This window comes from Falsibacillus pallidus (assembly GCF_003350505.1).
GTDB lineage: Bacteria > Bacillota > Bacilli > Bacillales > DSM-25281 > Falsibacillus > Falsibacillus pallidus.
Map to the genome: position 1 here is coordinate 1 of NZ_QQAY01000007.1, position 22,989 is coordinate 22,989.

At 45.4% G+C, this 22,989-nt stretch carries 25 protein-coding genes and 1 riboswitch; of the genes, 22 read left to right on the forward strand and 3 right to left on the reverse strand.

The features are described 5' to 3' along the window. Positions 1–137: 137 nt before the first annotated feature. A complete protein-coding gene (locus DFR59_RS11990) occupies positions 138–383 on the reverse strand; it encodes an alpha/beta-type small acid-soluble spore protein (protein ID WP_114745894.1) in 246 nt (81 codons plus the stop codon). Between the two features lie 203 nt (positions 384–586). After that, positions 587–692: riboswitch (SAM riboswitch) on the forward strand. Positions 693–831: 139 nt separating this feature from the next. Here DFR59_RS11990 and DFR59_RS11995 point away from each other — a divergent pair. The 3 genes from DFR59_RS11995 to DFR59_RS12005 are packed head-to-tail and all read left to right on the forward strand — an operon-like array spanning position 832 to position 4,432. Beyond that, positions 832–1,914, forward strand: coding sequence for a sugar ABC transporter substrate-binding protein (locus tag DFR59_RS11995; protein ID WP_114745895.1), 1,083 nt, complete (start codon positions 832–834; stop codon positions 1,912–1,914). 36 nt (positions 1,915–1,950) lie between these two features. Beyond that, on the forward strand, positions 1,951–3,483 hold the full coding sequence (locus DFR59_RS12000; RefSeq protein ID WP_245948475.1) for a sugar ABC transporter ATP-binding protein: 1,533 nt from the start codon (positions 1,951–1,953) through the stop codon (positions 3,481–3,483). After that, the gene (locus DFR59_RS12005) at positions 3,452–4,432 is read left to right on the forward strand and encodes an ABC transporter permease (RefSeq protein WP_114745896.1); all 981 of its coding nucleotides are present in this window, start codon (positions 3,452–3,454) and stop codon (positions 4,430–4,432) included. Before DFR59_RS12000 ends, DFR59_RS12005 begins: the two co-directional genes overlap by 32 nt. A 64-nt stretch (positions 4,433–4,496) precedes the next feature. Here DFR59_RS12005 and DFR59_RS12010 read toward each other — a convergent pair whose 3' ends face one another. Together DFR59_RS12010 and DFR59_RS12015 are read right to left on the reverse strand one after the other, a co-directional pair. Next, positions 4,497–4,775: a ribosome small subunit-dependent GTPase A gene (locus DFR59_RS12010; protein ID WP_170137278.1), complete on the reverse strand. Its 279-nt coding sequence runs from the start codon at positions 4,773–4,775 to the stop codon at positions 4,497–4,499. Between the two features lie 155 nt (positions 4,776–4,930). Next, entirely contained in the window at positions 4,931–5,455 is a 525-nt protein-coding gene (locus DFR59_RS12015; RefSeq protein WP_114745897.1) for a DUF2529 domain-containing protein, read from the reverse strand. A gap of 311 nt (positions 5,456–5,766) precedes the next feature. On the opposite strand from DFR59_RS12015, the gene DFR59_RS12020 reads away from it, so the two are divergent. The 19 genes from DFR59_RS12020 (at position 5,767) to DFR59_RS12110 (ending at position 22,860) form a co-directional block, all read left to right on the forward strand. Beyond that, complete coding sequence (locus tag DFR59_RS12020) at positions 5,767–6,138, forward strand: response regulator (RefSeq protein WP_114745898.1); 372 nt, start codon at positions 5,767–5,769, stop codon at positions 6,136–6,138. Positions 6,139–6,412: 274 nt separating this feature from the next. Continuing rightward, positions 6,413–7,270 carry a class II fructose-bisphosphate aldolase gene (locus tag DFR59_RS12025; RefSeq protein ID WP_114745899.1) on the forward strand — a complete coding sequence of 286 codons (858 nt, stop codon included), beginning with the start codon at positions 6,413–6,415 and terminating at the stop codon, positions 7,268–7,270. Positions 7,271–7,404: 134 nt separating this feature from the next. Next, entirely contained in the window at positions 7,405–8,052 is a 648-nt protein-coding gene (fsa, locus tag DFR59_RS12030) for a fructose-6-phosphate aldolase (protein WP_114745900.1), read from the forward strand. 169 nt (positions 8,053–8,221) lie between these two features. Next, positions 8,222–9,508 carry a UDP-N-acetylglucosamine 1-carboxyvinyltransferase gene (locus tag DFR59_RS12035; protein WP_114745901.1) on the forward strand — a complete coding sequence of 429 codons (1,287 nt, stop codon included), beginning with the start codon at positions 8,222–8,224 and terminating at the stop codon, positions 9,506–9,508. A 107-nt stretch (positions 9,509–9,615) separates the two neighbouring features. Then, positions 9,616–10,581 (forward strand): class II fructose-bisphosphatase, encoded by a 966-nt coding sequence (gene glpX / locus DFR59_RS12040; RefSeq protein WP_114745902.1) that lies wholly within the window; start codon positions 9,616–9,618, stop codon positions 10,579–10,581. 383 nt (positions 10,582–10,964) lie between these two features. Next, positions 10,965–12,233 carry a transcription termination factor Rho gene (rho, locus tag DFR59_RS12045; RefSeq protein WP_114746009.1) on the forward strand — a complete coding sequence of 423 codons (1,269 nt, stop codon included), beginning with the start codon at positions 10,965–10,967 and terminating at the stop codon, positions 12,231–12,233. Positions 12,234–12,468: 235 nt separating this feature from the next. After that, positions 12,469–12,672, forward strand: a complete 204-nt coding sequence (gene rpmE / locus DFR59_RS12050; protein ID WP_114745903.1) for a 50S ribosomal protein L31 — start codon at positions 12,469–12,471, stop codon at positions 12,670–12,672. Between the two features lie 193 nt (positions 12,673–12,865). Next, positions 12,866–13,480 (forward strand): thymidine kinase, encoded by a 615-nt coding sequence (locus tag DFR59_RS12055; RefSeq protein ID WP_114745904.1) that lies wholly within the window; start codon positions 12,866–12,868, stop codon positions 13,478–13,480. A 260-nt stretch (positions 13,481–13,740) separates the two neighbouring features. Continuing rightward, positions 13,741–14,178: a hypothetical protein gene (locus DFR59_RS12060; protein WP_114745905.1), complete on the forward strand. Its 438-nt coding sequence runs from the start codon at positions 13,741–13,743 to the stop codon at positions 14,176–14,178. A gap of 123 nt (positions 14,179–14,301) precedes the next feature. Continuing rightward, a complete protein-coding gene (prfA, locus tag DFR59_RS12065) occupies positions 14,302–15,372 on the forward strand; it encodes a peptide chain release factor 1 (protein WP_114745906.1) in 1,071 nt (356 codons plus the stop codon). 3 nt (positions 15,373–15,375) lie between these two features. Then, positions 15,376–16,233, forward strand: a complete 858-nt coding sequence (gene prmC / locus DFR59_RS12070; RefSeq protein ID WP_281269359.1) for a peptide chain release factor N(5)-glutamine methyltransferase — start codon at positions 15,376–15,378, stop codon at positions 16,231–16,233. 353 nt (positions 16,234–16,586) lie between these two features. Further along, complete coding sequence (spoIIR, locus tag DFR59_RS12075) at positions 16,587–17,342, forward strand: stage II sporulation protein R (RefSeq protein WP_114745907.1); 756 nt, start codon at positions 16,587–16,589, stop codon at positions 17,340–17,342. 103 nt (positions 17,343–17,445) lie between these two features. After that, positions 17,446–17,886: a GNAT family N-acetyltransferase gene (locus DFR59_RS12080; RefSeq protein WP_114745908.1), complete on the forward strand. Its 441-nt coding sequence runs from the start codon at positions 17,446–17,448 to the stop codon at positions 17,884–17,886. A 185-nt stretch (positions 17,887–18,071) separates the two neighbouring features. Then, positions 18,072–19,109, forward strand: coding sequence for an L-threonylcarbamoyladenylate synthase (locus DFR59_RS12085; RefSeq protein WP_114745909.1), 1,038 nt, complete (start codon positions 18,072–18,074; stop codon positions 19,107–19,109). 66 nt (positions 19,110–19,175) lie between these two features. Next, complete coding sequence (locus DFR59_RS12090; RefSeq protein WP_114745910.1) at positions 19,176–19,730, forward strand: manganese efflux pump MntP; 555 nt, start codon at positions 19,176–19,178, stop codon at positions 19,728–19,730. Positions 19,731–19,896: 166 nt separating this feature from the next. After that, a complete protein-coding gene (locus tag DFR59_RS12095; protein ID WP_342768317.1) occupies positions 19,897–20,346 on the forward strand; it encodes a low molecular weight protein arginine phosphatase in 450 nt (149 codons plus the stop codon). Positions 20,347–20,374: 28 nt separating this feature from the next. After that, the gene (locus DFR59_RS12100; protein WP_114745912.1) at positions 20,375–21,679 is read left to right on the forward strand and encodes a methyl-accepting chemotaxis protein; all 1,305 of its coding nucleotides are present in this window, start codon (positions 20,375–20,377) and stop codon (positions 21,677–21,679) included. A gap of 134 nt (positions 21,680–21,813) precedes the next feature. After that, positions 21,814–22,260, forward strand: a complete 447-nt coding sequence (gene rpiB / locus DFR59_RS12105; protein WP_114745913.1) for a ribose 5-phosphate isomerase B — start codon at positions 21,814–21,816, stop codon at positions 22,258–22,260. A 24-nt stretch (positions 22,261–22,284) separates the two neighbouring features. Continuing rightward, on the forward strand, positions 22,285–22,860 hold the full coding sequence (locus DFR59_RS12110) for a TIGR01440 family protein (protein ID WP_114745914.1): 576 nt from the start codon (positions 22,285–22,287) through the stop codon (positions 22,858–22,860). Positions 22,861–22,989: the final 129 nt, after the last annotated feature.

Below are 22,989 nucleotides of genomic sequence, written 5' to 3' on the forward strand. Positions count from 1 at the left end.
AGCGAGGAGGCTTGCCAGTTCGTCCGCGGAAAGCGAGTGGATTCCCGCTCAATCGTTTAGAAAAACCTGAAAAATGGTTAACTTGATGGCTATGGTGCCTGTCACCGCCCGGTTTTTGTTGGGTTTTGTCTAAATGTTTATTCTTTAAGGTTGTTTTTAGCCATGCGGATGAGTTCCTGCACCATGCTTCCACCGATGCGGCCGCCGACTTTTCCGGCTTCTTCTGATGTCAATTTGCCGTTGTATCCTTTTTGCAGCGGGATGCCCTGCTCCCTTGCTGCTTCGAACCTTGCATCCGCCGGGTCCGCTGCGCCGGTGACCCTCGCCTTCAATTGATCAAGGGCTGCCCGGGACTCCGGAACGAGAATTTTTCTTCTAGCCATCTGCCATTACCTCCTTTGAGAATTAGATTGCCCAGAACGAAGGTAAAATTCAATTTTGAAAATTATTTATAATTTTAAATAAAAAGAATATTGACAATTTTACTGAGTATATTTAATATTACTTTTATCGCATGTGAAAATAGTACGTTAATATCCATTCAGACTGCGCGCGCGTGCCGCAAATCTGAATCACAATTGAATACCTCTTATAAAGAGTTGGCTGAGGGACTGGCCCGATGACGCCCGGCAACCTACCGCATTTTGCGGAAAGGTGCTAAATCCTGCAGGAGTAATCCTGGGAGATAAGAGAAGGTGATGTCATAATCAGAAGCCTCTTTTCCTAGGGAAAAGAGGCTTTTTTTCGTTCAGAATGCCGGCTCTGGACGAAGGGAGCATGACCAATCCAAAAACAAAAATACAAAAATATGAAATTTAGGGGAGAAGAAAATTGAAAAAGAGACTCGTGTCATTGTTCTTAATCGTTGTGGTATTAGTCGGGATTCTGGCGGCTTGCCAGCCAAGTGCAGAAACAGGCGGCGAATCCGGTTCCGTTGATGCAAAAGTGAAGAAGGATAATCCATTGGCTAATAAAAAAATTGCCCTGATTATGCAGTTGAACCTCGGCACATTTTCTGCTCAATACATAGCAGGTGTGAAGGAGCAGGTTGAAAAGTTCGGGGGAAAAGTCACTGTTTTCACATCAGATGGGGATTTGGCAAAAATGGCTTCCAACCTGGATGCTGCGGTAAACCAAGGCTTTGATGGGATTTTAATCGACCACGGTACAAGTGAAGCATTGTCTGAAGGCGTAAAAAAAGCAGCGTCAAGCAAGATTCCCGTTGTTGTGTTTGATGCCGACATTCAAGAAGACGGTGTAACGGTCCTGGAACAGGGAGATCAGCAAATGGCGGAGAAGACGCTGAACGCACTGTCTGATGACATTGGCGGAAAAGGGAAAATCGTTAAGATCTGGGTCGCAGGTTTCGCCCCGATGGAAAGACGTCAAGCTGCCTACAAGCAGTTCATGCAGGATCATCCTGGAATTGAAGAAGTTGCTGCTTTCGGATCCGCCACACAAAATACTGCTCTCGATACTCAATCTCAAATGGAAGCGATCTTGAAGCAATATCCGAATAAAGGGGACATCACGGCCGTATGGGCAGCTTGGGATGAATTCGCAAAAGGCGCTGCGAGAGCGATTCAGGAAGCCGGAAGGAATGAAATCAAGGTTTACGGGATCGATATGAGCGATGAAGATCTTCAGCTTATCCAGGATAAAAATAGCCCTTGGATCGCATCCGCTGCCGTCGATCCGAAAGATATCGGCAGAATCCAAGTCCGCTATTTGTACCAAAAACTACAAGGGGATCAAACCGATGCCAAAGTCGTCCTTAATCCCGTATTCGTTAAGAGAGATCAGCTTCCGGAGCAGTCCGTTACGACCGATCAGCTGTCACAATACGTTGACGGATGGGGTGCAAGCGATCAAGGATATACCGATTATCTGAAAGATTTAGAGAGCGGCAAATAAAAAAACAGGCGAAGAACCGGAAAGGAGGAGGCAGCAATGGCTTTGTTGACCATGAAGAATATCCATAAAACATTTGGAGGCAATCAGGCGTTAAAGGGCGCGCATTTTGAATTGCTCGAAGGGGAAGTGCATGCACTCCTCGGGGCGAATGGAGCTGGAAAAAGCACCTTGATGAAAATCATTGCAGGCGTCCATCAGCCGGATGAAGGGGAAATTGAGATTTCCGGAAGCAAGAGGACACTCCCTTCTCCGAGAGAATCACTGCAATCCGGCATCCATTGCGTCTATCAGGAAGTGGATACAGCCATCGTACCAGAGCTGACTGTGCTCGATAATTTAATGCTGAACGAAATCGCCTCAGCTAAAAAATGGTTCCTTCCCAAAAAGGAATTGAAGCGCATTGCCAAAAAAGCGCTCGATCAGCTGAATTGCAGCCATATTTCATTGGAAAACGAGGCGAAAACACTCACGCTTGCCGAAAAGCAGCTATTGCTCATCGCAAGAGCCATCATCCAGGATGCTTCCATTTTGATCCTGGATGAACCTACTGCCCCATTAAGCTTGGAAGAAACGAAGCATCTTTTCCAAGTCATCAAGCTTTTGAAAAAGCAGGGAGTCGGCTGCATTTTTATTTCCCACAGGCTGCCTGAGGTTTTTGAAATAACCGATCGGCTGACGGTCATGCGGGACGGCAGGACGGTCTCAACCTCACTCACCTCCCAAACTGAGATGAAAGAGGTCGTAAAAGAAATGCTCGGCAAAAAACTTCAGGAACTGGCTCCGAAGACAACCAGAAAAACAGGAGAAGCCATCCTTGAAGCGAGTCATATCAGCGACGGGAAAATCGTCAGGGACGTCTCTTTCTCCCTGAAAAAAGGGGAAGTCATCGGAATAGCCGGACTCGTTGGCGCCGGAAAAACCGAGTTGTCCAAACTGTTGGCCGGTGCTTCTAAATTGAAAAACGGGAACATTTCCGTTCATGGAAAAAACGTTGTTTTCCACAATCCGGCTGATGCTATCGATTCAAACATTGTTTATATTCCTGAAGAGCGAAGAAGAGAAGGGCTGTTCATGGCGGAATCGATTACGAAAAATCTTACATTTCCTCACTTGAAAAATTTCACTTCTAATGGATTTTTGCGAAAAAAGAGGGAACGCGTCTTTTCAAAACAGATCATTGCCGACCTTGGTATAAAGGCAGTCGATGAGGATGTGGAAGTGAACTATCTAAGCGGGGGAAATCAGCAAAAGGTTGTCATTGGGAAATGGCTGACGCAAGAGGCTGAAATCATGATTTTCGATGAACCGACAAAGGGAGTGGATGTCGGAGCGAAACAAGAAATCTATCAGCTGATCGACAAGCTTGCCGTTGAAGGAAATGGAATCATTTACTGTTCCTGCGAAATGAGCGAGCTGCTTGCAGTAGCCGACAGGATCCTCGTCATGGTGGACGGCAGGGTTGTCAAAGAACTGCAAAGCGACTATACGACAGAAGAACAGCTGCTCCTTTATGCGAGTGGAGGAAAGGAAGAGCATCATGAAAGAAAAGTACATTTCGTATCTGTTTAAATACGGGGCAGCTGCACTGATGGCTGCCGTCCTCATCTATTTCAGCCTGGTGAACAGCCACTTTCTTACATATGGCAACCTAACCGATATATTGCGCTCCATTTCGATTGTCACCCTGCTGGCACTAGGCGTCACATTTACCCTGATTGTCAATGGGTTCGACTTATCCGTCGGCTCAACCATGTCGCTGTCGACGGTTATTACTGCTTCACTGATGGTATGGTACGAACTCCCGATTTGGGCAGTCATCTTGCTTCCAATCGTTGTCGGTGCGGCAGTTGGTCTGTTTAATTCGCTGTTAATTGTGAAGCTGAAAATTCCGGATCTTCTGGCTACGCTGGGCACGATGTACGTCGTTGCTGGGCTGCACCGAACCTATACGGAGGGCTATTCGATTTATAACCATATGCCATTGATCAGAGGAGGCAATGCACCGGGTTCCTTTTATACCTCCTTTTTATGGCTCGGACAGGGAAAATGGCTTGGCATCCCGGCCCCGGTCATTATCATGTTTGTGTTTGTCGCATTGGTGTACATCATCTTGGAACATACGAAATGGGGAAGGATTCTTTACATGACAGGCGGCAATGAAGAAGCGGCACATCTTTCAGGGGTGAGGGTCAAGAAAGTGAAGCTGATTGCCTATGTCGTCTCGGGGATTTTTGCTTCCTTGGCAGGGATCCTTTTCACGGCGCGAGTGGGGTCAGGCCAGATCGACGCAGGTTCGCCGCTGTTAATGGAGGCGGTTGCTGCCGTTTTCGTAGGCTTCTCCTTTTTAGGTGCAGGAAAGCCGAATGTCATCGGGACGTTTTTCGGCGCAGCGCTGATAGGGGTGCTATTGAACGGACTTACCATGCTCAATCTTCCTTATTATGCGTTTGAAATCGTCAAAGGCTCGGTTCTACTGCTGGCACTCGCCGTCACGTATGTTTATGGGAAGCGGAAATAGATTAGATGAGCCGAAAAGCTTGGGATTTTCCAAGCTTTTTGACTTGTAGGGCACCTTTAAAGCCCTATCTTTGGAATAGTTTTCTTTGTTTCATATAATCGATTGCTTTCGTTTTGTTTTTTTGTTGAGATACATACTCTGCTTCGTTCTTATCCCTATAAAAATGGTTAAATCTTTCTTCTGAGAGAAGGCCATTATTTATTGCTTTTTGAACTTCACATCCTGGTTCGGATAAGTGAGTGCAATTGGAGAATTTACAGGTTTTTGAAATTTCCAATATATCCTCATATCCGAAGTCTATCCCTTTTTCGGAATCTGTTAATTCTGCTTCTTTTTTACTCAAATTTCCACTTCCTTACTTTTACTATTTGAAGAAACACATTTAACTATATTTTACCAGAATATAGAGAAGATTTTTGAAATTTATGCCAACTATTATACGTAAAAAGCCAGCCGAGTAAGAATTGGCTGGCTTTTTGCTTGTATTAAAATATAGAATTACTCATATTCTTCAAGTATTTCTTCAATAGTAAACTTTAACCCAAAGTAAAGGTAAAGAGCAGCCATGCTAGTCGGCATGCCTACACGCTCACCGTCTTCCCCTGGAAGGAGACCCTTTAATACTTTTGTATCCAAATGAGCATCTGCCAGGGAAACGAGATCCTCTTTTCCAGGGTCTTTGACTGCCCCGGAAATGGCTGCAAAAGGAAGACCTTTTTCCACTAAACGCTTCGCAAGCCCAACAGCTTCCTCATCCGTAGAAAAACGGCTTACAATAAGCACTCGGTCAGCATCCGTCAGCTTGGTTTCATCCATTAAAAGAGCGGAATGGGCCAAAGGCTCTGCTCCATGGATTGCTTCCATCTCCACAGCACCCATCTCCTTGAATCCTTTAATATAAATTTTTCCCTCGCCAACGGCTGCCTGCGCCAAAAGCCGCGCTTCATCCTCAATGGACAATTCCTCTTTATCAAAAAGCCGATTAAACAAACCGGCCAATTGCGTCGTAAACATCTTTAACATGACTCAAACTCCTTTTTCAATCTCAGAAAGTCCACGTCCTCCGCCGCTCGGAAAGAGAGCAGCCTTCAGCGGAAATCAACATGAACAACTCTCTGAGAGTATTCCTTTTTTGAATTATTATCTTTTCATTATAAGATGAATTATATAGTGAAGCAAAAGATGCGGCAGTTTTTGTCAAAATTCGTCGGTCATTGCAAGGAGGAAAATTATCAATATCCATCGAAATATAAGAAGGATGAATGTAAAATATAATCAGCAGAACTTTCTAAGGGTAAAAATTACTATAGAATAAGAAAAAAGAGGGGGATGACATGAAAGAAAAAATCTTAATCGTAGACGACCAGTTTGGCATCCGAATACTACTGAATGAAGTGCTTCAAAAGGAAGGCTATCAGACTTTCCAGGCAGCAAACGGCGTTCAGGCGCTCGATATTGTGACAAAGCACTCGCCTGATCTTGTTCTATTGGATATGAAAATTCCTGGAATGGATGGAATCGAAATACTAAAAAGAATGAAAGTGATCGACCAGGATATCCGGGTGATCATCATGACTGCCTACGGAGAATTGGATATGATCCAGGAAGCAAAGGATCTGGGAGCACTTACCCACTTTGCCAAACCATTTGATATCGATGACATTCGTACTGCTGTCAGAACACACCTTCCGTTGAAATCAAATTAACCACATATAGAAGAAAATGCGAAAAAAATCGCGGAATCCTTGTAACCGTTTGCTATTCAGCAGTGGCGCAGATTCCATTAACAGTCAGAATATAGGGAATAATTCTTCTTTTTGTATTAGGGCTTGTTCATTGGTAAAAAGGGTGTGAATTTGGTATCATACTAAAAGATATTTACCCGAGTCTATCACCTTGATCACCAATGTACAGGCTTGTATGTCGATGATGATTAAGGCGTTAATGGACATCACCTAGTACATGAAGGAGGAAACAATCATGCCATTAGTTTCTATGACAGAAATGCTTAACAAAGGAAAAGACAACGGTTATGCAGTAGGACAATTCAACTTGAATAACCTTGAGTTCACTCAAGCTATCCTGCAAGCTGCACAAGAAGAAAAATCTCCAGTAATCCTTGGGGTTTCTGAAGGTGCTGCACGCTACATGGGCGGTTTCAAAACTGTTGTAAAAATGGTTGAAGGTTTAATGGAAGACTATAAAATCACGGTGCCAGTGGCTATTCACTTAGACCATGGTTCCAGCTATGATAAATGTAAAGAAGCAATCGATGCAGGATTCACTTCTGTAATGATCGATGCATCCCACCACCCATTCGAAGAGAACATCGAAACAACTTCTAAAGTTGTTGAGTATGCACACTCTAAAGGTGTTTCTGTAGAAGCAGAACTTGGAACTGTCGGCGGACAGGAAGACGATGTTGTTGCTGACGGCGTCATCTATGCAGATCCAAAAGAATGTGAAGAGCTTGTGAAGCGTACAGGCATCGACTGCCTAGCTCCAGCATTGGGCTCTGTACATGGACCTTACAAAGGTGAACCAAACCTAGGGTTCAAAGAAATGGAAGAAATCTTGAAAGCAACTGGTCTTCCTTTAGTTCTTCACGGAGGAACTGGAATCCCGACAAAAGACATCAAGAAAGCTCTTTCTCTAGGTACAGCAAAAATCAACGTAAACACTGAAAACCAAATTGCATCTGCTAAGAAAGTACGCGAAGTGCTTGCTGCAGATACAGAAGTATACGATCCACGCAAATATTTGGGACCAGCTCGCGAAGCTATCAAAGAAACTGTTATTGGTAAAATGCGCGAATTCGGTTCTTCAGGTCAAGCTTAATCAGCCTATAAATTGTATTTCATATACATGAATAGAAACCGCCTTTTTGCGAAGGCGGTTTCCGTTCATTTTATAAAAGACAGCATAATTGCGCTGTAAATTTATTGAATATTTCGTCAAGGGGAGAGGGAATCATGAAATTTTTTATTGATACAGCTAATATGGATGAAATCAAAGAAGCCTATGAACTAGGTGTGCTTTCCGGGGTAACTACAAACCCTTCACTAGTAGCAAAAGAAAAGAATGTTTCTTTTCATGACCGATTAAAAGAAATCGCTTCCTTAGGATTTGAATCCGTCAGCGGGGAAGTCATTTCCACTGAAGCGGAAGGGATGATCAAAGAAGGACGTGAATTGGCAGCGCTTGCTCCGTCCATCACCGTGAAAGTGCCAATGACGCCGGATGGCTTGAAAGCAGTGAATGTATTCAGCAAAGAAGGCATTAAAACGAATGTCACACTTGTGTTCAGCGCAAACCAGGCGCTTTTGGCTGCAAGAGCGGGCGCAAGCTACGTTTCACCTTTCCTCGGACGCTTGGATGACATCGGGCATGACGGTCTTGAGCTGATCTCCAAAATCGCAGATGTTTTTGCCATCCACGGATTGGAAACAGAAATCATTGCAGCATCGATCCGCCACCCGCAGCATGTAACGGAATCTGCCCTTCGCGGTGCCGATATTGCAACCATTCCATATAAAGTCCTTATGCAGCTGTTCAATCATCCACTAACGGATAAAGGAATAGAAGCATTTCTGAGCGATTGGAATAATCGCCAGGCTTAAAAATTTCCAATTGACAGGAAAAAGGTAGGATTTTTTCGAAAAAATGATTAATTGTATACATGAAAAGGAAAAAGTTGTTTAAACTAAGGAAAAGTAAAATACCGGACTCTATCTTTTGTTCATGGAAAACTATTCCATAAAAAGAGTGCGTTTTGGAAGGGAGCTAACAATGGAAAAGCTAAAAATTGCAGGCGGATACCCTCTAAAAGGAACCATTAAGGTCAGCGGAGCGAAAAATAGTGCAGTTGCATTGATTCCCGCAACCATCCTGGCAGACTCCCCTGTCACGATTGAAGGTCTGCCCGATATTTCTGATATCTCAATGCTGAAGTCGCTTCTTGAAGAAATAGGTGGAACTGTCCAATTTGAAGATGGAGATATGACGGTCGATCCTTCGAAAATGATTTCCATGCCGCTTCCAAACGGTAAGGTAAAAAAATTGCGTGCTTCCTATTATTTGATGGGAGCCATGCTTGGACGGTTCAAAAAAGCGGTGATTGGTCTGCCTGGCGGATGTCATCTTGGCCCACGTCCGATCGACCAGCATATAAAAGGGTTTGAAGCTCTTGGAGCGCAAGTCACCAACGAGCAGGGAGCTATATATTTGCGAGCAGATGAATTGGTCGGTGCAAGAATTTATTTAGACGTGGTCAGCGTCGGGGCAACGATTAACATCATGCTTGCTGCTGTAAGGGCAAAAGGGAAAACCATCATTGAGAATGCGGCGAAAGAACCGGAAATCATTGATGTAGCAACACTTCTGACAAATATGGGAGCTAAAATCAAAGGGGCTGGAACGGATGTTATCCGGATCGAAGGCGTAGAACACCTTCACGGCTGCCGCCATACCATCATCCCTGATCGAATTGAAGCCGGAACGTTCATGATCCTCGCTGCAGCTGTTGGCGAAGGCGTCCTGATCGACAACGTCATTCCACTACATATGGAATCGCTTACAGCTAAATTGAGAGAAATGGGCGTACCAGTCGATGCTGGCGACGAACAGATATTCATCGGGAAAGCGGACAAGTTGAAGACAGTGGATGTCAAAACGCTTGTCTACCCAGGGTTCCCAACCGATCTTCAGCAGCCATTCACGTCCTTGCTGACAAGGGCAGAAGGGTCTGCTGTTGTGACAGATACCATATATTCAGCCCGCTTCAAGCACATTGATGAGCTCAGAAGAATGAATGCAAATATTAAAGTGGAAGGCAGATCTGCCATCATCCACGGTCCGATCAAGCTTCAAGGTGCAAAAGTAAAAGCGAGCGATTTGCGTGCCGGAGCTGCATTGGTCATTGCCGGCCTCATGGCAGAAGGCATCACAGAAGTGACGGGCCTTGAGCACATCGATCGCGGCTACAGCAATTTGGAAGAAAAACTAAATGGGCTTGGTGCAACAATTTGGCGCGAGTCATTGACGCAGGAAGAAATTGAACAATTAAAAAGTTCATAAGATAATCCCAAATTGCGCTTAATGTGTTACAATAAACGGTGGATTGTGTTATACAATATACAAAATAACCAAACACTATGTTTTTGTGATACAGGAGGACGAGATCAATGGAACGAAGTCTATCAATGGAATTGATTCGTGTAACAGAGGCTGCTGCACTTGCTTCCGCCCGCTGGATGGGAAGAGGAAAGAAAGACGAAGCGGATGATGCAGCAACTTCTGCAATGCGCGACGTATTTGATACAGTGCCGATGAAAGGGACAGTGGTCATCGGTGAAGGCGAAATGGATGAGGCGCCGATGCTTTATATCGGCGAAAAACTCGGCACCGGCTACGGCCCTCGCGTTGATGTTGCAGTCGATCCACTTGAAGGGACGAATATCGTGGCTTCAGGCGGTTGGAATGCGCTCGCTGTATTGGCTGTCGCAGACCACGGAAACCTTCTTCATGCACCTGATATGTACATGGATAAGATTGCGGTTGGCCCGGAAGCTGTCGGCCTGATCGATATCAATGCTTCGGTCATTGATAACCTGAAAGCTGTAGCAAAAGCAAAAAATAAAGGCATTGAAGACGTAGTGGCAACGGTATTGAATCGTGAGCGCCATGAACACATCATTTCCCAGCTCCGTGAAGCGGGTGCCCGCATCAAACTGATCAACGATGGGGATGTAGCAGGCGCCATCAATACGGCATTTGACCACACTGGAGTGGATATCCTGTTCGGTTCAGGTGGTGCACCTGAAGGGGTCATCGCAGCAGTGGCATTAAAGTGCCTTGGCGGAGAAATCCAAGGGAAGCTCGTACCGCAAAATGATGCTGAACTGCAGCGCTGCAAATCAATGGGGCTTGACGTGGATAAAGTACTCCGCATGGAAGATCTCGTTCGTGGAGACGATGCCATATTTGCCGCAACAGGCGTAACGGACGGCGAATTGCTTCGAGGTGTCCAATTCAAGGGATCTTATGGCTCCACGCATTCATTGGTCATGCGCGCGAAATCAGGCACGGTCCGCTTTATCGACGGGCGCCACAGCTTGAAGAAAAAGCCTAACCTTGTCATTAAACCTTAAAAACTAGTAAACTATAAGGAAGAAGGATTGAACGGAACGATGTCATCCGGACAATCTTTTCTTCCTCCTATATTGATTCTTTATAAACAATATGGTAAAAATAGATATTGTTTATAAGTGCTTGTTCAAATGGGGGCAGAGAGGGTCATTTTTACCTCTGGCAGATATAATTGGAAAAATAGATAAAAAAACAACACCATTTCACCTGATGATTTGGACAACCTCAAACAGAAAAAACAACACTGCATAAATAACACTTCTGCATTACTTCACTTTCTTCATTCAATCCTTAAAAATCTTTGACTTTCCATCCATCGTTAAAAACTGAACAGCCATTAATAGGATGGTCATTGCAATACAATACTGATAAGCGTGGTGTCATAATGGAAGAACTAACGATCATGGGCCTTGAAAATTTAAAGCTTAAGGAGCTTTATGAGCTGGCCAAAAAATACAAAATCTCGTATTACAGCAAACTGACAAAAAAAGAATTGATATTTGCCATTTTAAAAGCCAAGGCAGAGCAGGAAGGCTTCTTTTTCATGGAAGGCGTCCTTGAAATCATCCAATCAGAAGGCTTCGGGTTCCTTCGTCCGATCAACTATTCCCCGAGCTCAGAGGATATTTACATTTCTGCATCACAAATCCGCCGTTTTGACTTGCGCAACGGGGATAAAGTTTCCGGAAAAGTCCGTCCTCCAAAGGAAAATGAGCGCTACTACGGCCTGCTGCATGTAGAAGCAGTCAATGGAGAAGATCCAGAGTCGGCAAAGGAGCGAGTGCATTTCCCTGCGCTTACCCCTTTGTATCCAGACCGTCAAATTTTGCTTGAAACGACACCAAGGAATTTATCAACAAGAATCATGGATCTAGTGACGCCGGTTGGTTTTGGACAGCGTGGATTGATTGTTGCGCCTCCAAAAGCCGGGAAGACCATGCTGTTGAAAGAAATCGCCAATGCGATCTCAACAAACAATCCGGAAGCAGAGCTGATTGTTCTATTGATCGATGAGCGTCCGGAAGAAGTAACGGATATCGAACGTTCAGTAAATGCTGAAGTAATCAGCTCCACGTTTGATGAAGTGCCTGAAAACCATATCAAAGTGGCAGAACTTGTCCTTGAGAGAGCGATGCGTCTTGTCGAGCATAAGCGCGACGTCGTTATCCTTATGGATAGTATTACAAGACTTGCCCGTGCCTATAACCTGGTTATCCCGCCAAGTGGAAGAACACTTTCCGGCGGTATCGATCCGGCTGCGTTCCACCGTCCAAAACGATTCTTCGGTGCGGCGAGAAACATTGAAGAAGGCGGCAGCTTGACCATTTTGGCAACTGCGCTTGTGGACACAGGATCCCGCATGGATGATGTCATCTATGAAGAATTCAAAGGAACAGGAAACATGGAGCTTCACTTGGATCGCTCCCTTGCAGAGAAGCGCATCTTCCCTGCCATCGACATCCGCCGCTCCGGTACGAGGAAAGAAGAACTCCTCATGCCAAAAGAAAAGCTGGACAACCTATGGGCCATCCGCAAAGCCATGTCCGATGCGCCTGACTTCGCAGAACGATTCCTTCGCAAGCTGAGGCAGTCCAAGAACAATGACGAGTTCTTCAACAACCTGAGCGAAGAAGTAAAAGCAAAAAGAAGCTGACGTTTTCCATAAAAAGTGAGAAGGAATGCATGGACAACTTGTTGCATTTCGGCAGGAAACTTGCTATAATGTAGTCAATGTGTTTATAAATGAATGCGGTAAGGGGCTGTAGCGGAACGAACCTTTAGAGGGAAGAGGCTTCGGCTTCGGCGTTCCATAAATGCACTAGCTCATATCGCATTAGCGTATATAAAACTCTGTTTCAGATGATTCAGGGCGGAAGGAGATGAAAAGAATGAAAGCAGGAATTCATCCAGAATACAAGAAAATCAAAGTTAGCTGTGCTTGTGGCAACGAATTTGAAACTGGTTCTGTAGCAGATGAAGTGCGCGTAGAGGTTTGCTCTGAGTGCCATCCATTCTACACAGGACGTCAGAAATTCGCTGACGCAGGTGGCCGTGTTGATCGCTTCAACAAAAAATATGGCCTTAAGAAATAATTTTTCAAAAACAGGCAAGCATGAAAATACTTGCCTGTTTTTTTTTACTAAAAAAGCCTTTTTAAAATGAAATGGAAGCCAAAAATGGGGGCAGTCTATGAGGACTGTTTCTCTTTTTTGCTTTTTATCCCCTGTACATAAGTGGACAGGCTATAAATACAGATAGTAAGGACGAGGAAGGAGAGGCTGTTTCGTGTACCTCATGAAGCAAACAGGATGGGTAGAAATCATCTGCGGAAGCATGTTTTCCGGAAAATCAGAAGAGCTGATTCGCCGCGTTCGCCGTACCCAATTCGCAAAGCAGCAGATTGCTGTATTCAAACCTAAATTAGACAATCGCTACAGCGAAGAAATGGTGGTTTCCCATAACGGTACATCCGTCATCGCCAAGCCCGTGCAAATGGCTGCCGACATCGTAGAATTGGTTTCTGCGGATGTAGATGTCGTGGCAATCGACGAGGTCCAGTTCTTTGATGAAGAGATCGTCAACGTGATTCAAACATTGGCTGACCGCGGGCACCGTGTCATCGCAGCCGGATTGGACCAGGACTTCCGAGGCGAACCGTTCGGCCCGATGCCTGCATTGATGGCCATCGCTGAATCCATAACAAAACTCCAGGCAGTCTGCGCTGTCTGTGGATCGCCAGCAAGCAGGACGCAGCGCTTAATCGAAGGCAAACCAGCCTGCTATGATGATCCGATCATCCTGGTTGGAGCATCGGAAGCATACGAACCGCGCTGTCGCCACCACCACGAAGTACCAACAGGCATCAGCAAGCACGTTGAAACAGCCTTAAAAAACAGCTAATAAGAAAAGCGGAAGCGCCTAGATCAGCCCCGACCAGCATAAGACGGAACTCGAAGGAAATCCTGATTTCCGTAGAGTTTTGACTTATGACTCGAGGGGCTAGGCGCTGAAGCTGGACATTAAAGAAGAACCGCCCCGCTGCACAGGACATCTTCCTGTAAGCGAGGGTGGTTTTTTGTTTGAGTTGGGCCAAAAAATCTCCCATTTGCATGAATAGAACCTTCCGGCATTCGGAAACGCTATAAACGGAGGTGTCTGAAATGATAAAATGGATAATTGGCTCAATCATGATCATCAGCTTGATGAGCGGCTGCGGCGTCAGAAATGACTCCACATATTCCAACGAAAACGACGTGAATGGACAGCGCTTCGTCAACAATAAAATCAATAAAGCATGGCCGGATGAAGAGGCAAGGCAATCCGGCTGGAATAATCAAAACCCTAATTTTGTCGGCCTTTCCGATACGCCGCCGAGCATGGAACGAGACATGGATAAAGCCCGCCAAGTCGTGAAGGAATATACAGAGTATACGCCCGGTGGAGTCTGGATCAACGGAAACACGATGAACGTCACTGTTTATACAAACAAGGATTTTTCAAGCAAAAAAGAAGCAAAGAGAGCAAAAGACAAGCTTCATAAAATCATCTTGCAGGCGTTCCCGCGCTATAACGTCGACGTGAAGATCAAACACAAATAAGAAGAGTACCCACACGAGGAACCTGCCTTTCGCAGGTGCCAAAATGGTGGGTATTTTCTTTACGGGCCCACTTCTGTATACTATAATTATTATGTTATGGACTAAAATTTGAGGTGAAAAACTGTGTTTGATCGCTTGCAAGCAGTTGAAGATCGCTATGATAGACTGAATGAACTTCTTAGTGATCCTGAAATCGTGAATGATCCAAAGAAATTAAGAGAGTATTCAAAAGAGCAGTCCGGAATTCAAGAAACTGTTCAAGTTTACCGTGAATATAAAGAAGCGCGCGCACAATTCAAGGATGCTAAAGCAATGCTTGAAGAAAAGCTTGATGCTGAAATGCGCGAAATGGTCAAAGAAGAAATCAGTGAATTGGAAGAACGCATCGAAGAATTTGAGGCGCGTTTAAAAATCCTCCTTATCCCGAAAGATCCGAATGACGACAAAAACGTTATCTTTGAAATCCGCGGTGCAGCAGGGGGAGACGAGGCAGCCCTTTTTGCCGGAAACCTTTACCGCATGTACAGCCGATTCGCAGAAATGCAAGGCTGGAAAACGGAAATCATCGATGCCGCACCAACAGGCCTCGGCGGATACAAAGAAATCATTTTCATGGTCAACGGGAACGGAGCTTTTTCCAAGTTGAAATATGAGAATGGCGCCCACCGTGTGCAGCGCGTTCCGGAAACCGAATCAGGCGGACGCATCCATACGTCTACTGCTACCGTGGCATGCCTGCCGGAAGCGGAAGAAGTGGAAGTTGAAATCCATGATAAAGATGTCCGCGTCGACACATTCGCTTCAAGCGGACCAGGTGGACAGAGCGTAAATACAACCATGTCTGCCGTTCGTTTGACACATATCCCGACAGGAACGGTTGTATCTTGCCAAGATGAAAAATCACAGATCAAAAATAAAGAAAAAGCGATGAAGGTCCTTCGTGCCCGCGTCTATGATAAATTCCAGCGTGAAGCACAGGCGGAATACGATGCACAGCGTAAATCCGCGGTTGGATCCGGAGACCGCTCAGAACGCATCCGCACATACAACTACCCGCAAAACCGTGTGACGGACCACCGCATCGGATTGACCATCCAAAAGCTTGATCAAATCCTTGAAGGCAAATTGGATGAAATCATCGAAGCATTGATAATGGAAGACCAGTCCAAGAAGCTTGAAAGCATGCAGGACTAATCCATGCCATTGAAAGTATTCGAAGCCCTCAAATGGGCTTCTTCTTATTTAAAGAAGAAGCAGCGGGATGAAAATGCGGGTGAACTCCTGCTGCGCCATTTGATGAAATTGGACAGGTCGCAGCTTTTTGCCAATCAGCAGATGGAGATTCCGGTTGAAACAGAAGCAGAATTTAAGGCGGCCGTTGAGGCGCATATCTCCGGAACGCCGGTCCAGCATCTCATGGGGTATGAGGAATTCTACGGCAGAAAATTTCATGTCAATGAACATGTATTGATTCCACGGCCCGAAACAGAAGAGCTGGTCTATGAAACGCTCAAAAGAGTGAAGAGGTATTTTACCGCTACTGCAGGTCTGAAGCTAGTGGATATTGGGACAGGTTCAAGTGCAATTGCCTCGACGATGAAATTGGAGATGCCGGAACTGGATGTGTCAGCATCGGATATTTCAGAGGATGCCTTGAAGATGGCGAGGGAGAATGCAGCTCGTCTTGGGGCAGAGGTGGTATTTTATCAAGGGGATTTGCTTCAGCCTTTTATTGAGGCTGGGAGTACATTTGATATCGTGCTTTCCAATCCTCCATACATTCCGAATCATGAAAAAGAGGAGCTCTCGGATGTGGTTAGGGATCATGAACCGCATACCGCTTTGTTCGGCGGCGAAGACGGACTCGATCTGTATCGTCGTTTTGCCGAAGAATTGCCAGCGGTGGTCGGTGATCGTGCCATCATTGGCTTTGAATTTGGAGCAGGCCAGGGCGAATCCGTGAAAGAAATCATGAAAAAAGCATTCCCGATGGCCGAAGTTGAAGTGGTATTTGATATTAATGGAAAAGACCGGATGGTTTTTTGTGAATTATAGCGCTCTTCCCTGTGTGGGAGGGCGTTTTTTTGGTGTCTATGCGCCGGAAATTGGGGTTTATGCTCGGGAAACTGGCTCTTTTGCGCCGGCTCAGGGGCTCTATGCGCAAAAGTTATCTCCCTATGCGCTAAAACCCCCTCTCTTTGCGCTGCTTAAAATCATTCTAATCTGCCCCGCGCCCCTACGCCACGCCTGCCTGCCCTGCCCCGTCGCACTCCAACCATCCCAGCCCAACGCCACACCACTCTAACTCTATGAAACTTTCAATCCGAATTTTTTTCAAATTCATAGTTTAAGATTCCGGGTCCGTGTCCATACTGTTCTTATCAGGGAGAAGAGGGGACGGAGCAGACATGAAACGTAAATCATATGCTTGGATCTATTTAATCGTATTATCATTGGGGACAATCCTCAGTTTGTATATACCAAAACAAGAAACGGCCGCGCAGGATGCGATGGTGATTCCGGATTCAGCGATCAGGCTGCGAATCCTTGCAAACAGCGACAAGTCGGAAGATCAGGCGGTCAAGCGCAAAATCAGGGATGCCGTGAATGCAGAAATCACTAAGTGGGTGGAAGACCTTACTTCCATAGAAGAAGCAAGAAAAGTCATCAAGTCACATCTTCCAGAAATCGAAGAAATCGCTAAGCAGGAAATGAAGAATCAGCACATGGATCAAAGCATCCACGTCAAATTTGGCAAAGTGAACTTCCCAACAAAATTGTATGGACAGTATTTATATCCTGCGGGCGAGTACGAAGCCATTTTAATCACACTCGGCAAAGGAGAAGGAGCCAACTGGTGGTGCGTACTATACCCTCCATTATGCTTCCTTGATTTCTCAAATGGCGTAGCCGTCAGCGAAGGATTTGAAGATAAATCGGCAAAAGCTCAAGCGGCAGAAAAAAAGGGAGACGTTCAAGAAAAGGATGCGGTACAAGAAAATAATACAGTTCAAAACAAAGTGCTGCCGGACACAAGCCACGCTGAAAAAATTGAAACAGCTTCTTCAGCTGAAAAGGAAGAAACGCCGGTTTATGCAGGAGATGAACAGCAAGAAGTAAAAGTGAAATTTTTCGTAGTGGAACTTTTCGAAAAGCTATTCTAAGCCGAAAATAGAGAGCCTCGTGCTTTCTATTTTTTTGTTCTACTATTTCCACCTCTCCATATACATGTTAATAGATTACGAAAAGCATAGGGGAGGAAATGAGATGAAAGTCATTCGGCAGGCGGAAAGTTTGGATTTAGATAAGCTGGTAAGCTTTTTGACAGCGGCAGGCTTGAGCACAGAAGGAGTAAAAGAGTCGATTGATTACTTCTTGCTCATCGAGAATGAGCAGGGGAAGATTTTTGGGACAATGGGAATCGAGCCTTTTGAAACAAGCGGGCTGCTCCGCTCCCTGGTCGTAGTCAAGGAAATGGGCGAGGAAGGGTTATTAACACTTTTTCAACAGATGTTTAAACTTGCGAAGGAAAGAGGGTTATCCACATTATATTTGGCAACCAATAAACCTTCTTCCTTATCGTTTCTGGCCTGGATGGGATTTTCACAGGTGGATAAACAGGATCTTCCTCCTGAAATTGGCCAATCAGCCCACGGCTCCGAGTTATTAACAAATGTCCAAAGCACTTTTATGAAATTATCCTTATAATAATGAAAAATCAGTCATTTATCCCCACCTATCCACAAAGTTATCCACCGTTCTTTAAATTTTATTCACATATTGTGGATAAAGCTTGAGTAAGTTGTGTATTTTTTATATACTTGCCATGGTAAAATGGTAAAAAACCAATTAGTAGCTAGTACTTATAGCAGTATATAAAAAGGTGGATGAAAATGAAAACTATCAAGTGGATTGTGGATAAACATGTGAATGAACAAAAGGATTATCCACATATCTCACAGGCAGCTGAATTTTTGAATAATAATGAAGTCGTTGCTTTCCCGACAGAAACGGTTTACGGTTTGGGGGCAAACGCCCGATCTACGGAGGCGGTAGCCAAAATATTTGAAGCGAAGGGCCGCCCAAGCGACAACCCATTAATTGTCCATATCGGAGACCGTGCCCAGCTGCCGGCTCTTGTAAAGCAGATCAATGAGAAAGCGGAGAAGCTCATAGAAGCATTCTGGCCGGGGCCATTGACCATCATTTTTGAAAAACAAGATGGGGTCTTTTCGGATAAGGTGACGGCAGGGCTCGATACAGTCGGCATTCGTCTTCCCGATCACCCCGTTGCCATGGCGTTAATAAAAGAGGCGGATCTGCCGATAGCTGCGCCTAGTGCAAACCGTTCAGGGAGGCCGAGTCCAACGACTGCCAAACATGTCCTGGATGACCTTGAAGGAAAAATAGCAGGAATCGTTGATGGCGGGGCAACAGGTGTCGGGGTAGAGTCGACGGTCATCGACTGTACGGCAGAAACTCCGGTCATCCTCCGTCCGGGCGGGGTTTCAAAAGAGGAGATTGAATCGATCATCGGACCCGTTGAAATCGATGCAGTTCTCCTGAGTGGAGAAGGAGCACCAAAATCACCGGGGATGAAATATACGCACTACGCACCGGATGCCCCCCTTTACTTAATGGAGGGAAGTCCGGAAAAAATTCAAACCTTGGTTGATGACAAACAAAAAGAGGGTTTAAAAGTAGGGGTTCTCGCAACAGAAGAGTCTAAAGGAATCTATTCCGCAAATGTGGTAATTCCATGCGGCTCCCGGAAGGATCTCCCTACGGTCGCACAATCGCTCTACGATGTCCTGCGAGCTTTCAATGAAGCCGATCTGGATATGATTGTGTCCGAAGTTTTTCCGCGGGACGGGATCGGGACGGCAATCATGAACCGCCTCGAAAAAGCAGCTGGACACCGCTGGCTCTAAAAATGCTTCTAAATGCCTTTGGACGTGCATAAGATTTTTGTAGGCACGTCCAGAGGAGGAAGCAAAGTGACATCAATAATAGGCGAATTAATAACACTAATGCTAATGGCGTTTGCGCTTGGAATGGATGCATTCTCGATTGGGCTGGGAATGGGCATGTATGAGCTTCGCCTAAAGCAGATATTTTACATAGGTTTGACGGTAGGGATCTTCCATGTCTGGATGCCCCTCTTTGGGATGATTGCCGGCAGGTTTCTGTCGGATCAATTCGGCACATTTGCTGGATATGTTGGAGGGGCATTGCTGATTCTTCTCGGGCTGCAAATGTTTATCTCGAGCTTCAAAAAAGACGAAAAGCCATTGATGGCGCCAGTCGGATTCGGGTTAGTGATATTTGCTGTCAGTGTCAGCCTCGACAGCTTTTCTGTAGGTCTGACTCTAGGAATCTATCGTGCCAAAACCGCCGCAACACTGATATGCTTTGGAATGGCTGCAGCCGTCCTTACCTGGTGCGGCTTATTGATCGGCCGAAAAGTACAGGGCCTTCTTGGCTCCTATAGTGAAGCATTGGGTGGAAGCATTCTCTTTGCGTTTGGAATCAAGCTTTTGCTGCCAATGTAAAAATGAAAAAGCGAACATTTATTCCCCGGGAAACCTCGGGGATTTTTTTGCTTTTCCGTTTCCTTATTGTGACAAATTATAGAATTTCCCCTGAAAACTGGTAAATTAAATGGGTAGAGCACTTTGGGTATGTTAATTAATTTTATATAATGAAAATGAAGGAGGGATGACAGTGAAAAATGTCCTATTTATTTGCACAGGAAACACATGTCGGAGCCCCATGGCAGAGGCAATCTTAAAGAGTAAAAACCAGGAGGGCGTCACTGTTCGTTCTGCAGGAGTCTTTGCATTTGACGGCTCGCCAGCATCTGAGAATACAACCATCATCCTGAACGAAAAAAATATTAAGCATAACCATTCTTCCAAACAGCTGACTGAGGAAGATGTAAAATCTGCCACTCACATTTTTACGATGACCGAGAACCATAAAGCGACTATCATGAATCTTTATCCATTTGCGGCTGATAAAGTGTTTACCTTATATGAGTTTGCAGATGGAAATAAGATGGATGTAATCGATCCATATGGAGGCAGCGTTGAAATTTACCGGGAAACTTTTCATGAATTAGATAAACTTATTGAGAAATTGCTCGATAAATTAGATAAAGGGCAATAATGGGTTTATTTTGGGGGAGGAAAACAAGGTGGAGAAGCAAAAACAGAAAAAGAAGAAGTACAAATTCGGTCTGCGCAGGAAACTAGTATTATTCACTACGCTGCTTGCAATCATTACCTATTCAACGAGTGCGGTCTTTATTTATTTTGTTTATCCTGAATTTGGAAAGGGTGTAGTAAGCCAAGGTGCTTTCACTACTGGTACATTAGCATTGGGGATTGTTTGGTCCGGGCTGTTGACGTTCTTTGCTTCCGGCTTCATTACGAGGTCATTGAAGAAGCTTGAACAAGCGGCGCTTCAAGCAAGTGAAGGGGATATCCATATAGATGTAGAGCTGCCGAAATCGGATGATGAATTCCGTTCACTTGGACTGGCCTTCAATCAAATGCTCGGAAATCTTCGTGAAATGGTACATAGCATCGAAACAAACTTCCAGCAGACGAATGACAATGTCATTGCGATTTCTGCTGAATCAACGAGGGCATCGCAGCAGGCGGAAAGTATTTCACACACCATCCGTGAAATTTCCGCAGGCGCTGAGAGTTCAGCTGTTTCCATTCAAAAGACGGCTGAATCTGTAGAAGACGTGATCCGCATTGCGCAGGAAGTTCAAAATAAAGCGAAGTCATCCGAAACCATTTCAGGGGAAATGCTTCAGGAGCTTCAAGAAAGCAAAACAGTCGTCAACTCGCTTGTCACTGGAATCGAAAGCCTTGCGAAAGATAATCAGCAGTCCCTTCAGGCGGTACGCCGACTAGCGGAAAATGCCCAAAAGGTAGAGCAGATTATCGGATTGGTCGGAGATATTGCGGCACAGACAAACCTTCTGGCGCTGAATGCATCGATTGAAGCTGCCCGTGCTGGAGAGCATGGAAAAGGCTTTGCGGTAGTGGCTGAGGAAGTGCGGAAGCTTGCGGACGAAAGCGGAAAAGCAGTTCAGGGCATTTCGGAATTGATTCAAAACATCCAGACAGAAGTGGAAAGCGTTGTGAAGCAGATCACTGTTCAAGTGAATGCAGCCAATCAAGAAGCAGAAAAAGGCTCTAAAACCAATGCGGTCATTGAAGAAATGACTTCTACGATTCATGAAGTGGCAAATGCGGTCAAACATATTTCTGAACTAGTAGACAGCCAAATGGAAAGCATCCAATTGACTTCGCAGCAGTCGCAGGAAGTAGCAGCGATCGCAGAAGAAACATCAGCAGGAGCTGAAGAAGTCAGTGAAGCGACAATAGACCAGGCGTCAGTGATGGAAAATGTAGAATCATTGGCACATGAATTGAAAGAACATGCGGAAGGCTTGAAAGCAACAATTACGAGATTTAAATTATAAGTTTCCAGCCCCAATCCTATTTACGAGGAAAGGGGTATTTTTTATTTCCCATAGAGCCCTGTTCGCTTTATATTTTCAGTTTCATATGCCAAAATAAACATATACTAGAACCATCTATACGAGGAGGAGTCAAAATGAAAATTGCTCTTGCATCAGATCATGGGGGAATCCATCTCCGCGAAGAAATTAGAAGTCTATTGGAAGAAATGGGCATTGAATATGAAGATTTCGGATGCGACTGTGAAACATCTGTCGATTATCCTGACTATGCCCTCCCGGTTGCGGAAAAAGTGGCGAATGGCGAATTTGATAAAGGAATCCTCATCTGCGGAACAGGAATCGGGATGAGCATCGCTGCCAACAAAGTGAGGGGCATCCGCTGTGCGCTTGTCCACGATGTATTCAGTGCAAAAGCAACCCGAGAACACAATGATTCCAATATGCTCGCAATGGGTGAGCGCGTAATTGGTGCAGGCTTGGCAAGAGAAATTGCAAAAGAATGGCTCACAACGGAATATGCAGGCGGCCGTCATGCCAACCGCTTAAATAAAATTTCAGAGTTTGAAAACAAGCACCTTTAATTCATCTAGAATGGAGGGAACCATATGGGAGAACTCTCTCAATGGCAGACACAGCTCCGAGAAATAGTAGACTCTTTCGCAAAGCAAGCAGATTTGCGAAAGGGGCAGGTTTTTGTGATCGGCTGCTCTACCTCTGAAGTAATCGGGCAGAAAATCGGGACGTCCGGTACAAGTGAAGTGGCAGAAATGATTTATTCGGAATTGAAGGCTTTCGCTGACAAGCACCAGCTTTCATTGGCATTCCAGTGCTGTGAACACCTCAACCGGGCATTGGTGGTGGAGCGGGAGTTGGCAGAACGCCGCCAGTTGCCTGAAGTGACGGTTGTCCCAGTAAGAAAAGCCGGAGGGGCGATGGCGACCCATGCTTTCAATAAGTTTGAGGATCCGGTGGTCGTTGAACATATCCAGGCCGAAGCGGGTATTGATATCGGCGACACCTTCATCGGCATGCACCTTAAGCATGTGGCGGTTCCCGTCCGAACGCCGTTGAAAGAGATCGGCCACGCTCATGTGACCCTTGCCAAGACAAGGCCGAAGCTGATCGGCGGGGCTCGTGCCGTCTATGAGCGAACGCCAGAAGAAGAAAGCTGTTCGATGTAATAGGTGAAGTGAATGAACCGCAGTCGGGATATCCTGGGCTGCGGTTTTTTCTACAAAAATCCGGGCTAGCCGCCGTAGCTGGACACCACCCGAATCATTTCCCCAATAAATTTTCCACTCCTTTAACAA

Coding starts and splice junctions, on each gene's coding strand:
- DFR59_RS11990 (WP_114745894.1), bottom strand. CDS start 383: ATGGCTAGAAGAAAAATTCTCGTTCCGGAGTCCCGGGCAGCCCTTGAT.
- DFR59_RS12000 (WP_245948475.1), top strand. CDS start 1,951: ATGGCTTTGTTGACCATGAAGAATATCCATAAAACATTTGGAGGCAAT.
- DFR59_RS12005 (WP_114745896.1), top strand. CDS start 3,452: ATGAAAGAAAAGTACATTTCGTATCTGTTTAAATACGGGGCAGCTGCA.
- DFR59_RS12015 (WP_114745897.1), bottom strand. CDS start 5,455: ATGTTAAAGATGTTTACGACGCAATTGGCCGGTTTGTTTAATCGGCTT.
- DFR59_RS12020 (WP_114745898.1), top strand. CDS start 5,767: ATGAAAGAAAAAATCTTAATCGTAGACGACCAGTTTGGCATCCGAATA.
- DFR59_RS12025 (WP_114745899.1), top strand. CDS start 6,413: ATGCCATTAGTTTCTATGACAGAAATGCTTAACAAAGGAAAAGACAAC.
- fsa (WP_114745900.1), top strand. CDS start 7,405: ATGAAATTTTTTATTGATACAGCTAATATGGATGAAATCAAAGAAGCC.
- DFR59_RS12035 (WP_114745901.1), top strand. CDS start 8,222: ATGGAAAAGCTAAAAATTGCAGGCGGATACCCTCTAAAAGGAACCATT.
- glpX (WP_114745902.1), top strand. CDS start 9,616: ATGGAACGAAGTCTATCAATGGAATTGATTCGTGTAACAGAGGCTGCT.
- rho (WP_114746009.1), top strand. CDS start 10,965: ATGGAAGAACTAACGATCATGGGCCTTGAAAATTTAAAGCTTAAGGAG.
- rpmE (WP_114745903.1), top strand. CDS start 12,469: ATGAAAGCAGGAATTCATCCAGAATACAAGAAAATCAAAGTTAGCTGT.
- DFR59_RS12060 (WP_114745905.1), top strand. CDS start 13,741: ATGATAAAATGGATAATTGGCTCAATCATGATCATCAGCTTGATGAGC.
- prmC (WP_281269359.1), top strand. CDS start 15,376: ATGCCATTGAAAGTATTCGAAGCCCTCAAATGGGCTTCTTCTTATTTA.
- spoIIR (WP_114745907.1), top strand. CDS start 16,587: ATGAAACGTAAATCATATGCTTGGATCTATTTAATCGTATTATCATTG.
- DFR59_RS12080 (WP_114745908.1), top strand. CDS start 17,446: ATGAAAGTCATTCGGCAGGCGGAAAGTTTGGATTTAGATAAGCTGGTA.
- DFR59_RS12085 (WP_114745909.1), top strand. CDS start 18,072: ATGAAAACTATCAAGTGGATTGTGGATAAACATGTGAATGAACAAAAG.
- DFR59_RS12095 (WP_342768317.1), top strand. CDS start 19,897: ATGACAGTGAAAAATGTCCTATTTATTTGCACAGGAAACACATGTCGG.
- rpiB (WP_114745913.1), top strand. CDS start 21,814: ATGAAAATTGCTCTTGCATCAGATCATGGGGGAATCCATCTCCGCGAA.
- DFR59_RS12110 (WP_114745914.1), top strand. CDS start 22,285: ATGGGAGAACTCTCTCAATGGCAGACACAGCTCCGAGAAATAGTAGAC.